The following is a 17,258-nucleotide window of genomic DNA, read 5'->3' as shown; positions in this document are numbered from 1 at the left end:
TCTGACTCGTGAGTTTTCCGTACTTCATCTCCCCTGAGCAGGCGATGCGGGAGCGGTCTGAGATCGCCCGTAAAGGAATCGCCCGTGGCCGCAGTGTGGTGACGTTGACCTACGCCGGCGGCGTGTTGTTCGTGGCCGAGAATCCATCGCGTTCGTTGCAGAAGGTCAGCGAGATCTACGACCGCGTCGGATTCGCCGCGGTCGGTCGATTCAACGAGTTCGACAGCCTGCGCCGCGGTGGCATCCAGTACGCCGACACCCGCGGCTACGCCTATGACCGTCGTGACGTCAGCGGCCGGCAACTCGCCAACGTCTACGCCCAGACACTCGGCACCATCTTCACCGAGCAGGCCAAGCCTTACGAGGTTGAACTCTGTGTTGCCGAGGTCGCCCACTACGGGGAGTCCAAAGCGCCGGAGTTGTACCGGATCACCTACGACGGGTCCATCGCCGACGAACCCCACTTCGTCGTGATGGGAGGCACCACCGACCCGATCATCGGTGCGCTCAAGGACTCCTACTCAGAGAATGCCGAACTGACGCAGGCCGTTCAGATTGCCGTCGACGCACTGCGGGCGGGTATCAGCAGCACTTCGGGCAATGCCACCCCGGCAGCCGAACCACGGGTACTCGGGCCGTCCACCCTGGAGGTGGCGATCCTCGACGCCAACCGTCCGCGCCGGGCCTTCAGGCGCATCACCGGTGCTGCGCTGGAGGCGCTGCTGCCCCCAGCTGTTGTGGTGCCGCCGGCCGCCGGGTCTCCCGCGGAAGCCGAACCCAAACCCGGCGACTAACGGCCCCCGTAGTTCGGCGGCGGCGCCTGCTGTGGCGTGTACTGCATGTAAGAGACGTTCTCTACCCTGCGACGGGGATCGCCGTTGGACTCCGGCTCCGGAACGCTCCAGCTCAGGACCACAACCGCGACAGCGACCAGCGCGGCCAGCGCAAGCAGAATCCTGCGGCCGATTGTTCTGGCGTTGGAAGTCACACACGCCAGCCTAGTGAAAGAACCGCTCGGGGCGGAATGCACCACGCCGAGCAGGTCGGCTTTGCTCGATGCCGGCCGCATTCCACCTGATGACGTTGCTGGCCCAGGGCTGATCGAGGGACGCGCATGCTGTCGGACACCCGCGCTTCCGTGCCAGCCGCAGCGCGCACCCAGTAGGCTCGAACCGTGCAGCGCAGAATCATGGGCATCGAGACGGAGTTCGGTGTCACCTGCACGTTCCATGGGCACCGCAGGCTCAGCCCCGACGAGGTCGCCCGCTACCTGTTCCGCCGGGTCGTGTCGTGGGGACGCAGTTCCAACGTGTTCCTGCGCAACGGCGCGCGGCTGTACCTCGACGTCGGCAGCCATCCGGAATACGCCACCGCGGAGTGCGACAACCTGATCCAGTTGGTCACCCATGACCGGGCCGGCGAGCGGGTGCTCGAGGACCTGCTCGTCGACGCCGAGCACCGCTTGGCCGACGAGGGCATCGGTGGCGACATCTATCTGTTCAAGAACAACACCGACTCGGCCGGTAACTCCTACGGCTGCCACGAGAACTACCTGATCGTGCGGGCCGGGGAGTTCTCCCGGATTTCCGACGTATTGCTGCCCTTCCTGGTTACCCGGCAGCTGATCTGCGGTGCCGGCAAGGTACTGCAGACGCCGAAGGCGGCCACCTTCTGCCTCTCCCAGCGGGCCGAGCACATCTGGGAGGGTGTCTCCAGCGCGACGACACGATCCCGGCCGATCATCAACACCCGTGACGAGCCGCATGCCGATGCCGAGAAGTACCGCCGGCTGCACGTGATCGTCGGTGACTCCAACATGAGCGAGACGACGACCATGCTCAAGGTCGGCGCGTGCGCGCTGGTGCTGGAGATGATCGAGGCCGGTGTCCCGTTCCGGGACTTCTCCCTGGACAACCCGATCCGGGCAATCCGCGAGGTCAGCCACGACCTGACCGGCCGTCGCCCGGTCCGGCTGGCCGGCGGCCGGCAAGCCAGCGCCCTGGACATCCAGCGCGAGTACTACGCGCGTGCCTGCGAGTACCTTCAGTCCCGCGAACCCAATACTCAGATCGACCAGGTCGTCGACCTATGGGGACGCCAGCTCGACGCCATGGAGAGCCAGGACTTCGCCAAAGTCGACACCGAGATCGACTGGGTGATCAAAAAGAAGCTGTTTCAGCGCTACCAGGACCGCTACAACATGGAGCTGTCCGACCCGAAGATCAGCCAGCTGGATTTGGCCTACCACGACATCAAACGCGGCCGCGGTGTCTTCGACCTGCTGCAGCGCAAGGGCCTGGCGGCCAGGGTCACCACCGACGAGGAGATCGAGGCTGCGGTGGACACCCCGCCGCAGACCACTCGCGCCAAGTTGCGGGGTGAATTCATCGCCGCCGCCCAGGAGGCCGGTCGCGACTTCACCGTGGACTGGGTACACCTCAAACTCAACGATCAGGCCCAGCGCACCGTCTTGTGCAAAGACCCGTTCCGCTCCAGCGACGAGCGTGTGAAGCGTCTGATCGCCAGTATGTGACCTAAGGTTGGCGCGTGGCGCCCACCAAGATCGGCAAGGTTGAGCGGCAGACGAACCTGTTCATCGCACTGCTGACCACGCGCGGTTACCTCACCGCTGAGCGGATCCGGCAGATCGTCATCGGCTACGGCGACTGCCCGACCGACGAAGCCTTTGCCCGAACCTTCGAGCGTGACAAGAGCGATCTGCGCGATCTGGGCATCCCGCTGGAGACGGGCCGGTCTTCAATCCACGACACCACCGACGGATACCGCATCAAGCGGGACGCCTACGCCCTTCCCGACATCGAACTGACGTCCGCCGAGTCCGCGGCCGTCGCGGTGGCGACCACCCTGTGGGAATCACCCGAACGGATCACCGCTACCCAGAACGCCCTGCTGAAACTGCGGGCCGCCGGTGTGGACATCGACCCGGTCGCCGAGGTTGCCATCACCACCGGTGCGGGTCCCGCCGGCTTGCGGGGTTCCGAGGCGGTACTGGGGGCGCTCTTCTCGGCCATCGAGTCCGGCCAGGCTGTTCAGTTCGAGCACCGGTCCAGCCCGGTCGAGCAGTACACGACCCGGACCGTCGAACCATGGGGAGTGGTCACCGCCCAGGGCCGCTGGTATCTGGTCGGCCACGACCGCGACCGCGATGCGACCCGGATCTTCCGGCTGTCCCGAATCGGGTCGGAGGTCAGGGCCACCGGGTCACGGGGTGCCATCACTCGGCCCGACGGCGTGGATCTGCGGGCACTGGTCACCGAGTCGATTGGCGCGGCCACCGGCAGGGGACTGGGCGGGGAGAAGGTCCGGGTCTGGGTAGCCGATGGCCGCGCTGTGGCGCTGCGCCGGGCGGGCCGGGTGAGCCAGCGTCGCACGGTCGGGGGTCGCGAGGGCGACGAGCTTGAGATCGACGACGGAGCGCTCGACTGGTTGGCCCGGGAAATCGCCGGCTACGGGGCCGACGCCCTGGTGCTGGCCCCGCCAGCGCTACGCGACAACGTCGTCGCCCGCCTCACTGCGCAAGCCGGGTTGAGCGCATGACACCGTCGTCTACCCGCCTGGTGCGGCTACTGAATATGGTCCCGTACTTCCAGGCGAACCCGCAGTTGAGCTATTCCAAGGCCGCCAACGACCTCGGCGTAACCCGCAAACAACTCGAAGCCGACATCAACCAACTGTGGATCTGCGGAATGCCGGGCTACACCCCCGGTGACCTGATCGACTTCGAGTTGACAGACGACACGATCAACGTGACCTTTTCGGCCGGTATCGACCGGCCGTTGCGGCTGACGTCGACCGAAGCAACCGGCCTGCTGATGGCCTTGCGGGCGTTGGCCGAGATCCCCGGAGTCGTCGACCCGGCGGCAGCCCGCAGTGCCAGCGCCAAAATCGAATCGGCCGCCGGGACCGCTGAGGCCGACGATCCGGCCGCCGACCCCGCCGCTGCCGAGAGCGCCGCTGCCGCTGCTGTGCGCCAGGCGGTCCGCGACCAGCGCGCCCTGCAGATCGAGTACTTCTCGGCATCCCGTGACGCCCAGTCCACGCGCGTCGTGGACCCGATGCGGGTGGTGCTCGTCGGTGATCAGAGCTACCTCGAGGCCTGGTCACGGGAGGCCGAGGGGGTGCGGCTGTTCCGGTTCGACCGGATCCTCGACGCCGCGGTGCTTGACGAACCGGCCGCCCCGCCGGACATCGCAATGGCCGGCCCGCCCAACACCGCCTTGTTCGACGCCGATCCGTCTCTTCCCGCCGCGGCGCTGCGGATCGCGCCGGGGGCCGCCTGGATGCTGGAGTATTTCCCGATGCGGATGGTGGCCGAACTGCCCGACGGACATAGCGAGGTGGCCATGACCTACGCGGCCGAGGAGTGGCTGGTGCGGCAGATTCTCGGGTTCGGTGGGGATGTTGCGGTCCTTGGTCCACCGGCGTTGGTGGAGCGGGTGCGGCAGAGCGCCGCCGAGGCGGTGGCCGCCTACCGCGCACTGGAGAGTTGAGTCCCAGGCCTGCGTGGCGGCCGGGTAGCATCATGTCAACGTCTGGAGGTAACCGAATTGGGTGCTCTACAACCGTGGCACTGGGTGATCCTGCTCCTGGTGGCTGTCTTGCTGTTCGGGTCCAAACGGCTGCCGGACGCCGCAAGGTCCCTCGGTAAGTCGATGCGGATCTTCAAATCTGAGGTCAAGGAACTCCAAGCCGACAACAAGGCTGACACCACCGTCACCCCTCAGCAGCCGCAGACTGCTGCTGCTCCCGCCGAACCCACCCGGGTGACGTCCGAGCGGGTTGAGGCGCCGGCGCCGAACCCGACCGACATCCGCCCGGCCTGAGCCGGGTCGACACATCCGGCGCTTGAGGCGCCGCGAGGTAGACGCCGTGCGCACACCGAAATTCCTGTCCCGCCTCGACCCGCGACGGCGCCGCACCCGGACCAACCCCGACGGCACCATGTCGCTGGTCGAGCATGTCCGGGAACTGCGGACCCGGCTGCTGATCTCGCTGGCCGCGGTGACACTGACGACAATCTTCGGTTTCTTCTGGTACAGCCACGGGCTGTTCGGCACGGAGAGTCTGGGCGAATTGCTGCGCCACCCATACTGCGCGCTGCCGCCCTCGGCGCGGGCCGACATCAGTGCCGACGGCAGCTGCCGGCTGCTGGCCACCGCGCCCTTCGACCAGTTCATGCTGAGGTTGAAAGTCGGGCTGACGGCCGGCATCGTGCTGGCCTGCCCGATTTGGTTCCACCAGCTGTGGGCCTTCATCACCCCGGGCCTCTACAAGAACGAACGCCGCTTCGCCGGGGTGTTCGTGGTATCGGCGGCCACCCTGTTCATCGGTGGTGCGATCTTGGCATACGTGGTACTGGCCAAGGCGTTGGGTTTCCTGCTTACCGTCGGCAGCGACGTCCAGGTCACTGCGCTGTCCGGCGACCGCTACTTCGGCTTCCTGATCAATCTGCTGCTGGTGTTCGGGGTCGGCTTCGAGTTTCCGCTGCTGCTGGTCATGCTCAATGTCGTCGGCGTGCTCAGCTACGAGAAACTCAAGGCCTGGCGACGGGGGCTCATCTTCGCCGTATTCGCCTTCGCTGCGGTAGCCACCCCAGGATCGGACCCCTTCTCGATGCTGGCGCTTGGGTTGGCGCTGACAGTACTGCTGGAGTTCGCGATCCAGATCGCCCGACTGCACGACCGCCGAAAAGCCAAGCGGGAAGCCCAGATCGCCATACCCGACGACCAGGCTGCGCCGATCGAGTCGCCTGCTCCGGTCTCTGCTCCGGTACGTATCGGTCCGGACCATGACGACATCACCTGACCACACCCAGTTAGCCGACTTCGCCGGGCAACTGACCTTTCGGCTGGATCCCTTCCAGGTACAGGCTTGCGAAGCCCTCGAACAAGGCCACGGGGTGCTGGTGTGCGCCCCCACCGGAGCGGGTAAGACCGTGGTCGGCGAGTTCGCCGTGCACCTGGCCTTGCAGGCAGGGCAGAAGTGTTTCTACACCACACCGATCAAGGCACTGAGCAATCAGAAACACAGCGACCTGGTGCGCCGCTACGGCCCGGAACGCATCGGCCTATTGACCGGAGACCAGTCAGTCAACGGTGACGCTCCGATCGTGGTCATGACCACCGAGGTGCTCCGGAACATGCTTTACGCCGGGTCGGACACGTTGCGTGACCTGGCCTACGTCGTCATGGACGAAGTGCACTTCCTGGCCGATCGGATGCGCGGTGCGGTCTGGGAGGAGGTGATCCTGCACCTGCCGGAAGAGGTAAGGCTGGTCAGCCTCTCGGCGACGGTCAGCAACGCCGAGGAGTTCGGCGGCTGGATCCAGACCGTGCGCGGCGACACCACCGTGGTGGTCGACGAGCACCGTCCCGTTCCGCTATGGCAACACGTGCTGGTCGGCAAACGGTTGTTTGACCTTTTCGACTATTCCGCGGTGGCCGGCAAGTCCGGTGACCAGGCCGGACAACACCGTGTCGACCCTGAGTTGATGCGGCATATCGCTCATCGCCGCGAAGCCGATCGGCTGACTGACTGGCAGCCGCGACGGCGGCACGGCGGACGACCGGGCGGACCCGGTCTGTACCGGCCGCCGGCGCGGCCCGATGTCATCGCCACTCTGGACCGCGAGGGTCTTTTGCCGGCTATCACCTTCATTTTCTCCAGAGCCGGCTGCGAGGCTGCGGTCAAGCAGTGTCTGCGCAGCCCGCTGCGGCTGACCACCGAGTCCGACCGCGCCCGCATTGCCGAAGTGATCGACCGGCGCTGCGGGGATCTTGCCGAGGCGGACCTGTCGGTACTGGACTACTACGAGTGGCGGGAGGGCCTATTGCGTGGGCTGGCGGCCCACCATGCCGGGATGCTTCCGACCTTCCGTCATACCGTCGAGGAGCTCTTCACCGCCGGGCTGATCCGAGCCGTATTCGCTACTGAGACATTGGCATTGGGTATCAATATGCCGGCCCGCACCGTGGTTCTGGAGAAACTGGTTAAGTTCAACGGCGAACAGCACCTGCCGCTGACGCCGGGGGAGTACACCCAGTTGACCGGCCGGGCCGGCCGCCGTGGCATCGACGTCGAGGGTCACGCGGTGGTGATCTGGAACCCGCATGACTCCACTGCCGAGCCAACCGAGATCGCCGGTCTGGCCTCTACCCGCACCTTCCCGCTGCGCAGTTCCTTCGCGCCGTCGTACAACATGACGATCAACCTGGTCAGCCAGCTCAGTCCGAAGGCCGCTCACCAACTGCTGGAGCGGTCCTTCGCTCAGTACCAGGCGGACCGGTCTGTGGTGAGCCTGGTGCGCGGTGCAGAGCGTGGCGAGAAGATGCTCGATGAGATCGCCGCCGAAATGGGCTGGGATCGACGACGCGCAGGGAGCACCGAACCGGCTGTCCTGGATTACGCACGGCTTCGGGCCAGTATCAGCGAGCGAGAACGCGCGCAATCACGGGCATCGCGTCTGCATCGCCGGAAAGCGGCCTCCGATGCTCTGGCGGCGTTGCGCCGTGGCGACATCATCAGTATCACCAACGGCCGGCGTGGCGGGCTGGCGGTGGTTCTGGAGCCTGCTCGCGACTCTGATGACCCGCGACCTCTGGTACTCACCGAAAACCGTTGGGCGGGAAGGATCTCCTCAGCGGACTACCCGGGTGCGGCCGCTCCGGTCGGTTCGATGGCGCTGCCCAAACGAGTCGAGCATCGCCAGCCCAAGGTTCGTCGCGACCTAGCTTCGGCGCTGCGGTCGGCCGCCGAGGGTCTGGTCGTTCCATCCGAGCACAACCGGCGCGGCGGCAAGGACGAGCCCGACATCGATCCGGAACTGATTGCGCTGCGCGAGGGGATGCGCCACCACCCCGCCCATCGGATGGCCGACCGGGAAGCCAAGGTGCGGGTAGCCGAGCGGTATCTGCGGGTGGAACGGGACAACGAGCAGATTCGTTCGAAGGTCAGCGCCGCCACCAATTCGCTGGCCCGCACCTTCGACCGGATCGTCGGCCTGCTGACCGAGCGCGGCTTCATCGGTTCCCAGAAGAGCGGTCCCGGTAAGGCTGCCGGTGCCGACGGGCAGGGCGGGGGACCCCGCGTCACCGAGGACGGCCGGCTACTGGCCCGCATCTACAGCGAGAGTGATCTTCTAGTTGCTGAATGTCTGCGCAGCGGGGTCTGGCATGGCCTTCAGGCCGCTGAACTGGCGGCCGTACTCTCGGCGATGGTGTTCGAAACCCGCGGCTCCGACGGTCCGCCCCCGGTCCACGCGATCGACATGCCGACTCCGGCCGTGCGCCGCGCGCTGGCCGAAACCCGGCGACTCGCGGATGCACTGCGTGCCGATGAACATCGGCACAAGCTGAATCCGGCCCGCCAACCCGACGAGGGTTTCGTACCGGCGATCCACCGGTGGGCCACCACCGGCAACCTCGCTGCCGCACTGGCCGCCTCTGACGTTGCCGGAAACGGCACACCGCTGCCTGCCGGTGACTTCGTCCGGTGGTGCCGACAGGTCCTCGACCTGCTGGATCAGGTCCGAAATGCCGCACCTGAGGCGGGTATGCGGCGGGCCGCGAAACGTGCGATCGACGACATCCGGCGCGGCGTCGTGGCTGTTGACAGCGGGTAGGGTGATGCAAACGCTACTGTTGGGGACGTTTTGAGGGTGCGAGCCCCCGACATCCGAGGAGAGACGATGAGCGGACCGCAGGGATCTGAGCCCAACCCGTGGCAGGCTTCGGGCCCCGATAACCCGGTCGGCGATCGGCCCGCCACCCCGCCCTGGCAGCCGCCGGAGCAACCCGGCGCCGAGGGCGCCGGCCCCTGGCAGCCCGCAGGCAGCGAGGCACCCGCTTGGCAACCACCTGCCTATCCTCCACAGCAGTACCCGCAGTACGGCCAGCCGCCCATGGCACCGGGTTACCCACCTCAGCCCTATGGCGCTCCGGCCGACTACAACCCGGCCGCCTACGGTCAGCCCGGCCAGTACGGTCAGCCCGGTCCGTATGGCGCGCCGCCGCAATATGGCCAGTACCCGCCACCGGGCCAGTACCCGCCGCCGCCGGGCCAGTACCCTCCCTACGTTCCGCCGGGGGCTGAGGAGGCCGGCAAGGCGTCCTCGCGACTGGTCGGCACCATCATGGCCGCGTTGGGCGCGCTGGCGTTGCTCGCGGTTCTGGTGCTGGGGTTCTGGAAGCCGGGCTTCTTCGTCAGCACCAAGTTGGACGTCAACAAGGCCCAGCAGGGTGTGCAGCAGATCCTCACCGACGAGGCCAACGGTTACGGCGCGAAGAACGTCACCGACGTCAGGTGCAACAACGGCCAGAACCCGACGGTCAAGAAGGGCGATACCTTCACCTGCGAGGTCAGCATCGACGGCACCAAACGTCAGGTCACGGTGACCTTCCAGGACGACAAGGGCACCTACGAGGTGGGCCGGCCCAAGTAGCTCCGGGTCCAAAACTCCCGCGCACAACGCCGCGCTAATCCTCCTCCGGTGGAGGCGTTTGGGGTGGTGATAATCATTGGTGCCGCCTTTCAGGGGCAGGTTGGGTGGCGGGATCCATTGAGTAGTGCCATCGGTGAGCTTTCGGGTTTTCGACCCGCCGGGGGTGAGCAGGCGGTGGTGGGCGGGGCAGGCGAAGGTGAGTCGGTCGATGTTGGTGGGTCCGCCGGTAGCCCAGTCGTCGACGTGGTGGACGTCGGTGAGGTGTTCCTACAGCGCGTCCAATGCCTTCTGAAGCCTCGCCACCGGTGAACTGATCCCGTATCGCTCAGCCAACTCGGCGACCCGCTTGGGGTCGGCGGCGTGCAGGGGCAGCCGATCGTCACCCGACAGTCGCACCGGGGCGTCGCAGGCGACCCGGACCACCTGCTCGGCTGCCTCGATATAGTCCCCAGCCGACAGGATCTTGGCCCGGAAAGCCTTGGGCAGCTTCGATTTGGGGTCGTGAGCGGCAGCCAGAACGGCCGCTAGTGAACCGTACTGGGCCAGCATGGTGGCGGCGGACTTCTCGCCGATCCCGGCGACGCCGGGCAGTCCGTCCGAAGGGTCACCGCGAAGCAGCGCCAACTCGGCGTAGGCCGCCCCGGCGCGGTGCCCGGGCACCCCGTACCGCTCGGCAACCTCGGCCGGCCCGAACTTCGTCGCCTTTGACAGACCGCGGCCCAGGTACAGCACCCGCACAGCGACCGGTTCGTCGGCGACCAGTTGCAGCAGGTCCCGGTCACCACTGACCACCACCACCGGATCCCGTCGCTCCGCGGCGGCCAACGTGGCGAGCACGTCGTCGGCCTCGAACCCTTCCGCGCCCGCGGTGGCGAACCCGAACGCCTGCAGAACTTCGAGAATGATGTCGACCTGGGGGCTCAGATCGTCGGGCACCTCCTCAATAACCGCCTCGGACCCATCACCCAGTGGGCTGCCCTCCTCGACGACGCGGTGCGCCTTGTAGGACGGAATCAACTCCACTCGCCAGGCCGGGCGCCAGTCGAGGTCCAAGCAGACCGCCAACCGTGCGGGACGCTCCCGGGTGATCAGGGTCGCAACGCTGTCCAGAAAGCCGCGCACAGCGTTCACGGGTCGGCCGTCGGGACCGATGATCGAGGCTGGCACGCCGAAATAGGAGCGAAACCACATGCTGGCGCCATCAAGTAGTAGGACGGGTGCGGACATAAGCCACCACGCTAGCCTGGCTGCCATGACGACCCGGTTCTCCCACGAGGTGTACGCACAGCGGCTCGATGCCGCAGCGGCTGGCGCGGCGCAGGCCGGTCTGGCCGGCCTGATCATCACGCCCGGCTATGACATGCGCTACCTGATCGGTTCGCGGGCAGAGACTTTCGAGCGGCTGACCGCGCTGGTGGTGCCGGCTTCCGGAGGGCAGGAGCGCAGCGACTCGGGAATCGGCATCGGCAGCGCAACCGTCGTGCTGCCGCGACTGGAACTGGCCGCACTCAAAGAGTCCGCCGTCGCCGAGCTCGGGCTCAATATCGCGGACTGGGTGGACGGCGAGGACCCCTACAGCCTGGTCGCCGACGCCCTCGGCGGGCACGCGCGGGTGGCGGTGACCGACTCCATGCCGGCATTGCACCTTCTGCCACTGGCCCACCGACTTGGCGGCACACCGGTGCTGGCAACCCCCGTGCTGGCGGCCCTGCGGATGGTGAAGGACCCCGCCGAGATCGAGGCGCTGCGCCGGGCGGGAGCGGCGATCGACCGCGTGCATGCCCGCGTTCCGGAATTCCTCAAGCCGGGACGCACCGAAGCCCAAGTGGCCGCCGACATCACCGAAGCCATTGTCGCCGAGGGGCATTCGCAAGCCGCCTTCGTCATCGTCGGCTCAGGCCCGCACGGCGCCGACCCGCACCACGAGTGTTCGGACCGTGAACTCCAACGCGGCGACATCGTGGTCGTCGATATCGGCGGCCCGGTGGAGCCCGGCTACAACTCCGACTGCACCCGCACCTACAGCCTCGGTGCGCCGCCCGTCGATGTGGCCGATCAGTATGCGGTGCTGCAGCGAGCCCAGGCCGCCGCAGTCGCCGCGGTACGTCCCGGCATCACCGCTGAACAAGTCGACGCCGCCGCTCGGGACCTGCTGGCCGAGGCCGGCTTAGCGGAGTATTTCGTGCACCGCACCGGACACGGCATCGGGCTGTCAGTGCATGAGGAGCCTTACATCGTGGCCGGCAATGAGCAGATCCTGACCGAAGGCATGGCCTTCAGTGTGGAACCGGGTATCTACCTTCCGGGCCGCTGGGGCGCACGCATCGAGGACATCGTGATCGTCACCGCCACGGGTGCGTTGCCGGTCAACAATCGGCCACACGACCTGATCGTCGTCGACTGATCAGGACCGGTCGAGCAACGTGGACGAACCCAGAACCCGCTTGACCAGAACCTCGATCACCACCCGTTGCGGATTGGGTCTGGGGGTGCGATACCGCTGGGCGTAACGCAATTCGGCGTCGCGGATCGCCTCCGGTTGGCGGTTCACGCCGGCGATTCCCTCCAGCGACAACCACCGTGCTCCGTCGACCTGGGACAGCACGCCGACCTTGCTGCGGTCGGCATTGACCGCCTTCTGGGATCCGTCGCTGGTGATCACCCGAGCGATATGTGTGTCAGGGTCGAAGGTGAAGCCCACGGCCACCACGTGCGGGGAACCGTCCGCCCGCAACGTGGTGAGCATCGCCAGATGGCGTTCGGTGAGGAACTCCAGGGCGTCGCTGGTCAGTCTGGCGGTGGTGTTCGGCATCAGGGCTCACGGTAGCGCAGGGAATAATCCCAGCCGTGGAGGACACAGCCGACACCACCGGTCAGGTAGTGGTGATGTTCGGCGGTCGCAGCGAGATCGGCCTGGAACTGGCCACCCGACTGGCGCCCGGCGCGACGGTGGTGCTCGCCGCCCGTAACGCCGACGGGTTGGATGAGCAGGTCGGCGCCGTGCGCGCAGCGGGCGCGACGGCGGTGCGTGCCGTGGAATTCGACGCCGACGACCTGGACTCGCACGGACCACTGGTGGACCGGCTCACCGGGGAATTCCACGGAATCGATGTCGCGGTGCTGGCGTTCGGCATCCTCGGGGATCAGTCGCGGGCGCAAACCGACGCCGCGCACGCCACCGCCATCGTGCACACCGACTATGTGGCACAGGTGAGCCTGCTGACCCATCTCGCCGCCCGGATGCGCGGCGCCGGGCACGGAACTCTGGTGGTGTTCTCCTCGGTGGCCGGGGTCCGGGTACGCCGGGCCAACTACGTCTACGGCTCGGCCAAAGCGGGTCTGGACGGCTTTGCCAGCGGCCTGTCCGACGCGTTGCACGGCAGCGGGGTGCGACTGCTGATCGTGCGCCCGGGCTTCGTGATCGGCCGGATGACCGAGGGGATGGACCCCGCTCCGCTGTCCAGCACGCCGGCGCAGGTCGCCGCAGCGACAGCCCGGGCCCTGGCGGCGGGCAGGCGCACCGTCTGGGTGCCCTGGGCATTGCGGCCGCTGTTCTTCGCGATGCGACTGCTGCCGCAACCGATCTGGCGGAGGATGCCCCGATGAGAGAGATTCCGTGAGAGAAATCATCGTGGTGGGCATCGGCGCCGATGGGATGGCAGGCCTGTCGGCAAACGCTCGGTCCGAATTGCGCAGGGCTACCGCCATCTACGGGTCCGCCCGTCAACTTGATCTGCTCGACGACACCGTCGCCGCGCCGCGGCAGGTGTGGCCCACCCCGATGATGCCGGCACTGGAACGACTCCTCGACGCCGATGACGAGGACGACGCCGATGATGAGGATGGAGACGAGGGTCCCGACATCCACGTTGTGGCCAGTGGCGATCCGCTCCAGCACGGAATCGGTGCGACGCTGATCCGGCTGTACGGCTCGGATCGCGTCCGGGTGCTGCCGCATGTGTCGTCGGTGAGCCTGGCCTGCGCGCGGATGGGCTGGCCGAGCCATGACATCGAGGTGATCAGCCTGGTGACCGCAGCGGTGCATACCGCGGTCCGCCGCGGTGGCCGGGCAGTGGTGCTGTGCCGCGACGCCAACACCCCGGCCGAGTTGGCGGCCGTGCTGGTCGACACCGGTCGGGGGGATTCGGAGTTCACCGTCCTGGAACAACTCGGCGGGCCGGCTGAACGGATCCGAACCGGCCCGGCCGCGGCGTGGGCGGCCGCGCCGCCGACGGACATCGACGATCTCAACATCGTCGCGATCCGCTACCTGCCCGACGAGAATGATTCGGTGGCGCTGCCCGATTCAGCGTTCCGCCATGACGGTCAGATCACCAAACAGACCATCCGTGCGGTGACGATGGCTGCGCTCTCGCCGCGGCCCGGTCAGGTGCTCTGGGATGTCGGGTCGGGATCGGGCAGCATCGCCGTGCAGTGGTGCCGCACCGCTCGGGGCTGCCGCGCCGTTGCCTTCGAGACCGATCCGCACCGGCAGCAGCGCATCGAGGCCAATGCCCGCGCCTTCGGCGTCGCTGTGGAGGTACGCGGCGAGGCCCCTGACTCCTTCGCCGGGGCGGTCAGGCCGGACGTCGTGTTCATCGGCGGTGGGCTGACCGTCAGCGGGCTCGTCGAGGAGTGCCTCGCGCAGCTCGCCGGCGGCGGGCTGCTGGTGGCCAACGCGGTCACCGCGGAGTCCGAAGCGCTTCTGGTGCAGTGGTATTCGCGCTTGGGCGGAGATCTTCGCCGATTTCAGCATTACCAGGGTGAGCCGCTGGGCGGCTTCACCGGTTGGCGCCCCCAGATGCCGATCACCCAGTGGTCGGTGAAGCTACTGTGATCGGCCAGCAGTGAGGATGCAGAGGTGACGGTCTACTTCATCGGCGCCGGACCGGGCGCGGCTGATCTGATCACCGTTCGCGGTCAGCGTCTGCTGCAACGCTGCCCGGTGTGCCTGTATGCGGGGTCGATCATGCCGGAGGACTTGCTGCAGTTCTGCCCGCCGGGCGCTCGGATCGTCGACACCGGGCCGTTGACGCTCGACGAGATTGTCGCGGAACTCGACAACGCCCACGCGGCAGGCCAGGACGTGGCCCGCCTGCATTCCGGTGACCCATCGCTGTACAGCGCGGTTGCTGAGCAGTGCCGGCGGCTTGACGCAGTCGGTATCGACTACGAGATCGTCCCCGGCGTCCCGGCGTTCGCCGCGGCGGCGGCCGCTCTGGGGCGGGAACTCACCGTTCCGGGGGTCGCCCAGACGGTGACGCTGACGCGGGTGGCCACCCTGTCCACGGCGATGCCCCCGGGTGAGGACCTCACCGCACTGGCAGATAGGGCCGGCACCCTGGTGATCCACCTGGCCGCACACCGCATCGACGTAATCGTCGCCGAACTGCTGACGGCCGGATACCGCCCGGACACCCCGGTGGGGGTGGTGGCGTTCGCCAGTTGGCCGCAGCAGACAGTCCTGCGAGGAACGTTGGCCGACGTCGCCGAACAGGTCAAACAGGCCGGAATCACCCGCACCGCAGTGATCATCGTGTCAGATGTGCTTGCTGCCCAGGGTTTTACCGACAGCTACCTGTACTCAACCGGGCGTAGCAGGGGGGATCGGCACTGATGCGGGTGCTGCTGCTCGGCGGCACCGCCGAAGCCCGCGCCCTCGCGGCGCGACTGCACCCGCGGGTCGACATCATCAGCTCACTGGCCGGCCGGGTGCCTGATCCGGCGCTGCCAGTCGGCCCGGTTCGGATCGGGGGGTTCGGGGGAGCCGTGGAGCTTCGAAAATGGTTGGTGGAAAACCGGATCAACGCTGTCGTTGACGCGACCCACCCCTTCGCCGCCGGAATCACGGCGAATGCCGCGGCGGCGTGCGGTGAAATTGCGGTTCCGTACCTGGTTCTGCACCGCCCGCCCTGGGATGCGATCGGGGCCTTCGAGGTGGACTCTGATACTGCAGCGGCTGAACATGTTGCCGCCAAAGGGTATTCGCGGGTCTTTCTGACCACGGGACGCTCCGGTGTTGCGCCGTTCCGTCACAGCAGCGCCTGGTTTCTCGTCCGGGTCGTGACGGCACCGGATTCGGCCAGCCTGCCGCGTAACTGTGAGCTCGTGCTGTCCCGGGGCCCCTATCGCTACGAAGACGAGCGTGCGCTCATGGCGAACAACGGTATTCAGGCGGTGGTCACCAAGAACAGCGGCGGAGTGATGACCCAACCAAAACTCCAGGCCGCGCACGACCTCGGGATCGACGTCGTGATGATCAGGCGACCCGCCCTGCCGACTGGGGTGCGGACCGTCGGCACGGTCGATGACGCCGAAGCCTGGGTGCTCAGCCGGGATAGCGGCGCGGGGTGAACACGGTTTCTCCGTACCACTGGGTCTGCGAGGAGCCCACGATGAGCAGGCATCGCATGTCCACCGCCGCCGGGTCGATGTCGGCAAGCCTGACCACCGTCACCAACTCCTGTGGCCCGGATACGTCCCGGCCGATCACCACCGGTGTGCCAGCGTCACGATGCTCGAGCAGAAGATCCCGCATAGCCGCCACCTGCCAGGTCCGGCTTTTCGAGGCCGGGTTGTAGATGGCCAAGACCAGGTCAGCCGCGGCGGCCGCGGAAAGCCGGGCCGCGATCACCTCCCACGGTTTGAGCCGGTCGGAGAGTGAGATCACTGCATAGTCATGTCCCAGGGGCGCCCCGACCCGGCTGGCAACCGCCTGCGCCGCCGTCATCGCCGGAATCACCCGCACCTGCACCCCCGGCCACTGCTTGGCCTCCTCCAAGACCGCGCTGGCCATCGCGAACACCCCGGGGTCACCGGAGGACACCACGACGACCGCGCGCCCCTGCTCGGCCAGTTCACAGGCCAGTCGCGCGCGTTGAGGTTCGTCGGCGTTGTCGGAGGCGTGACGGCGCTGCCCGGGCCGCGGGGCAACGCGGTCCAGATAGGGGCCGTACCCGATCAGGTCGGTGGCAGCGGCCAGTTCCCGGCGGCTCTGCGAGGTCATCCAGTCGTAATCGCCCGGGCCCAGGCCGACCACGGCCACGGTGCCACAGCGTGCCGCGGTCTGGCTGGTCCGGTCGCCCGGCAACACGGCCAGCGAAAAGTACGGCACATCCGTCTCATCCACGTCGGCAGCAGGCAGCACCCGCTGCCGGTCAGTGCTGGCACGCTCGACGTAGAATGCGTCATCAAGCCGGCCCGACAGCGAAAGTGCTTTGCGCACTTGCGGATACGTGCGGCCAAGCTTCATGATCACCGCAGCGTCGGTGTCGGCCAGCCGGCGGGCCAACTCGGCGGTCGGCAGCGTCCCAGGCAGTATCGAGAGAACCTCGTCTCCGGTGACCAGCGGTGTCGACGTGGCTGCCGATGCCGCGCTGACCGACGTCACCCCCGGCACGATGACCGCCTGGAAACGCTGCGTCAACCGGGTGTGCATGTGCATGTAGGAGCTGTAGAACAGCGGGTCGCCCTCGGCCAGCAGAGCGACGTCGCGGCCGGCGTCCAGGTGCCCGGCGATCCGCGCTGCGGCTTCGGTGTAGAAGTCCTCCATGGCGCCGTCGTAACCGCCGGGGTGGTCGGTGGTTCCGGTTGTGACCGGGTAGATCAGGTGCTCTTCGATCTGACCGGGCCGCAGGTAGGGCTCGGCGATGCGGCGAGCGATGCTGCGGCCGTGCTGTGCACTGTGGTAGGCGACCACGTCGGCCTCGCGAATGATCCGGGCTGCCTTGACGGTCACGAGTTCCGGATCGCCCGGACCCAGCCCGACGCCGAAGAGGGTGCCCTTCTGCGCCATTCG

Annotated in this window: 17 protein-coding genes; 13 read left to right on the top strand and 4 right to left on the bottom strand. The window is 67.4% G+C overall.

Annotation, left to right across the window (positions count from 1 at the left end):
* Nucleotides 1–8 precede the first annotated feature (8 nt).
* The gene (prcA, locus tag ADBZ5N_RS01205; protein WP_526255661.1) at nucleotides 9–794 is read left to right on the top strand and encodes a proteasome subunit alpha; all 786 of its coding nucleotides are present in this window, start codon (nucleotides 9–11) and stop codon (nucleotides 792–794) included.
* Here the strand turns inward: prcA and ADBZ5N_RS01200 are convergent.
* Nucleotides 791–988 (bottom strand): hypothetical protein, encoded by a 198-nt coding sequence (locus tag ADBZ5N_RS01200; protein WP_526255660.1) that lies wholly within the window; start codon nucleotides 986–988, stop codon nucleotides 791–793. The genes prcA and ADBZ5N_RS01200 overlap by 4 nt on opposite strands.
* A 186-nt stretch (nucleotides 989–1,174) precedes the next feature.
* On the opposite strand from ADBZ5N_RS01200, the gene pafA reads away from it, so the two are divergent.
* From pafA to ADBZ5N_RS01165, 7 genes are all read left to right on the top strand, one after another.
* The gene (pafA, locus tag ADBZ5N_RS01195) at nucleotides 1,175–2,533 is read left to right on the top strand and encodes a Pup--protein ligase (RefSeq protein ID WP_526255659.1); all 1,359 of its coding nucleotides are present in this window, start codon (nucleotides 1,175–1,177) and stop codon (nucleotides 2,531–2,533) included.
* 14 nt (nucleotides 2,534–2,547) lie between these two features.
* Nucleotides 2,548–3,558, top strand: coding sequence for a helix-turn-helix transcriptional regulator (locus ADBZ5N_RS01190; protein ID WP_526255658.1), 1,011 nt, complete (start codon nucleotides 2,548–2,550; stop codon nucleotides 3,556–3,558).
* Nucleotides 3,555–4,511, top strand: a complete 957-nt coding sequence (locus tag ADBZ5N_RS01185; protein ID WP_526255657.1) for a helix-turn-helix transcriptional regulator — start codon at nucleotides 3,555–3,557, stop codon at nucleotides 4,509–4,511. The genes ADBZ5N_RS01190 and ADBZ5N_RS01185 overlap by 4 nt, the downstream gene beginning before the upstream one ends.
* A 57-nt stretch (nucleotides 4,512–4,568) precedes the next feature.
* Entirely contained in the window at nucleotides 4,569–4,844 is a 276-nt protein-coding gene (tatA, locus tag ADBZ5N_RS01180; protein ID WP_526255656.1) for a Sec-independent protein translocase subunit TatA, read from the top strand.
* A 118-nt stretch (nucleotides 4,845–4,962) separates the two neighbouring features.
* Complete coding sequence (gene tatC, locus ADBZ5N_RS01175; RefSeq protein WP_526255690.1) at nucleotides 4,963–5,826, top strand: twin-arginine translocase subunit TatC; 864 nt, start codon at nucleotides 4,963–4,965, stop codon at nucleotides 5,824–5,826.
* Nucleotides 5,810–8,641, top strand: coding sequence for a DEAD/DEAH box helicase (locus tag ADBZ5N_RS01170; RefSeq protein ID WP_526255655.1), 2,832 nt, complete (start codon nucleotides 5,810–5,812; stop codon nucleotides 8,639–8,641). The genes tatC and ADBZ5N_RS01170 overlap by 17 nt, the downstream gene beginning before the upstream one ends.
* Nucleotides 8,642–8,707: 66 nt before the next feature.
* Complete coding sequence (locus ADBZ5N_RS01165; RefSeq protein WP_526255654.1) at nucleotides 8,708–9,460, top strand: DUF4333 domain-containing protein; 753 nt, start codon at nucleotides 8,708–8,710, stop codon at nucleotides 9,458–9,460.
* 267 nt (nucleotides 9,461–9,727) lie between these two features.
* Here ADBZ5N_RS01165 and ADBZ5N_RS01160 read toward each other — a convergent pair whose 3' ends face one another.
* Nucleotides 9,728–10,687 (bottom strand): 5'-3' exonuclease, encoded by a 960-nt coding sequence (locus ADBZ5N_RS01160; protein WP_526255653.1) that lies wholly within the window; start codon nucleotides 10,685–10,687, stop codon nucleotides 9,728–9,730.
* Between the two features lie 25 nt (nucleotides 10,688–10,712).
* Between ADBZ5N_RS01160 and ADBZ5N_RS01155 the strand changes: the two genes are divergently transcribed.
* Nucleotides 10,713–11,864 (top strand): M24 family metallopeptidase, encoded by a 1,152-nt coding sequence (locus tag ADBZ5N_RS01155; protein WP_526255652.1) that lies wholly within the window; start codon nucleotides 10,713–10,715, stop codon nucleotides 11,862–11,864.
* Here the strand turns inward: ADBZ5N_RS01155 and ADBZ5N_RS01150 are convergent, their stop codons facing one another.
* Nucleotides 11,865–12,272: a F420-dependent biliverdin reductase gene (locus tag ADBZ5N_RS01150; RefSeq protein ID WP_526255651.1), complete on the bottom strand. Its 408-nt coding sequence runs from the start codon at nucleotides 12,270–12,272 to the stop codon at nucleotides 11,865–11,867.
* A 35-nt stretch (nucleotides 12,273–12,307) separates the two neighbouring features.
* On the opposite strand from ADBZ5N_RS01150, the gene dprE2 reads away from it, so the two are divergent.
* The 4 genes from dprE2 to ADBZ5N_RS01130 are packed head-to-tail and all read left to right on the top strand — an operon-like array spanning nucleotide 12,308 to nucleotide 15,814.
* Complete coding sequence (gene dprE2 / locus ADBZ5N_RS01145) at nucleotides 12,308–13,066, top strand: decaprenylphospho-beta-D-erythro-pentofuranosid-2-ulose 2-reductase (RefSeq protein ID WP_526255650.1); 759 nt, start codon at nucleotides 12,308–12,310, stop codon at nucleotides 13,064–13,066.
* Nucleotides 13,067–13,076: 10 nt separating this feature from the next.
* A complete protein-coding gene (gene cbiE, locus ADBZ5N_RS01140) occupies nucleotides 13,077–14,297 on the top strand; it encodes a precorrin-6y C5,15-methyltransferase (decarboxylating) subunit CbiE (protein WP_526255649.1) in 1,221 nt (406 codons plus the stop codon).
* Nucleotides 14,298–14,321: 24 nt separating this feature from the next.
* A complete protein-coding gene (gene cobM / locus ADBZ5N_RS01135; protein ID WP_526255648.1) occupies nucleotides 14,322–15,077 on the top strand; it encodes a precorrin-4 C(11)-methyltransferase in 756 nt (251 codons plus the stop codon).
* Nucleotides 15,077–15,814 (top strand): cobalt-precorrin-6A reductase, encoded by a 738-nt coding sequence (locus ADBZ5N_RS01130; RefSeq protein WP_526255647.1) that lies wholly within the window; start codon nucleotides 15,077–15,079, stop codon nucleotides 15,812–15,814. The genes cobM and ADBZ5N_RS01130 overlap by 1 nt, the downstream gene beginning before the upstream one ends.
* On the opposite strand, the gene ADBZ5N_RS01125 is transcribed toward ADBZ5N_RS01130, so the two are convergent.
* Entirely contained in the window at nucleotides 15,789–17,255 is a 1,467-nt protein-coding gene (locus ADBZ5N_RS01125) for a precorrin-2 C(20)-methyltransferase (protein ID WP_526255646.1), read from the bottom strand. The two genes, ADBZ5N_RS01130 and ADBZ5N_RS01125, sit on opposite strands and share 26 nt — an antisense overlap.
* Nucleotides 17,256–17,258 lie beyond the last annotated feature (3 nt).

The organism is Mycobacterium sp. (assembly GCF_044370595.1).
Lineage (GTDB): Bacteria > Actinomycetota > Actinomycetes > Mycobacteriales > Mycobacteriaceae > Mycobacterium.
Note: the sequence above shows the minus strand (reverse complement) of the source record. Positions and strands in the feature narration are given on the sequence as shown.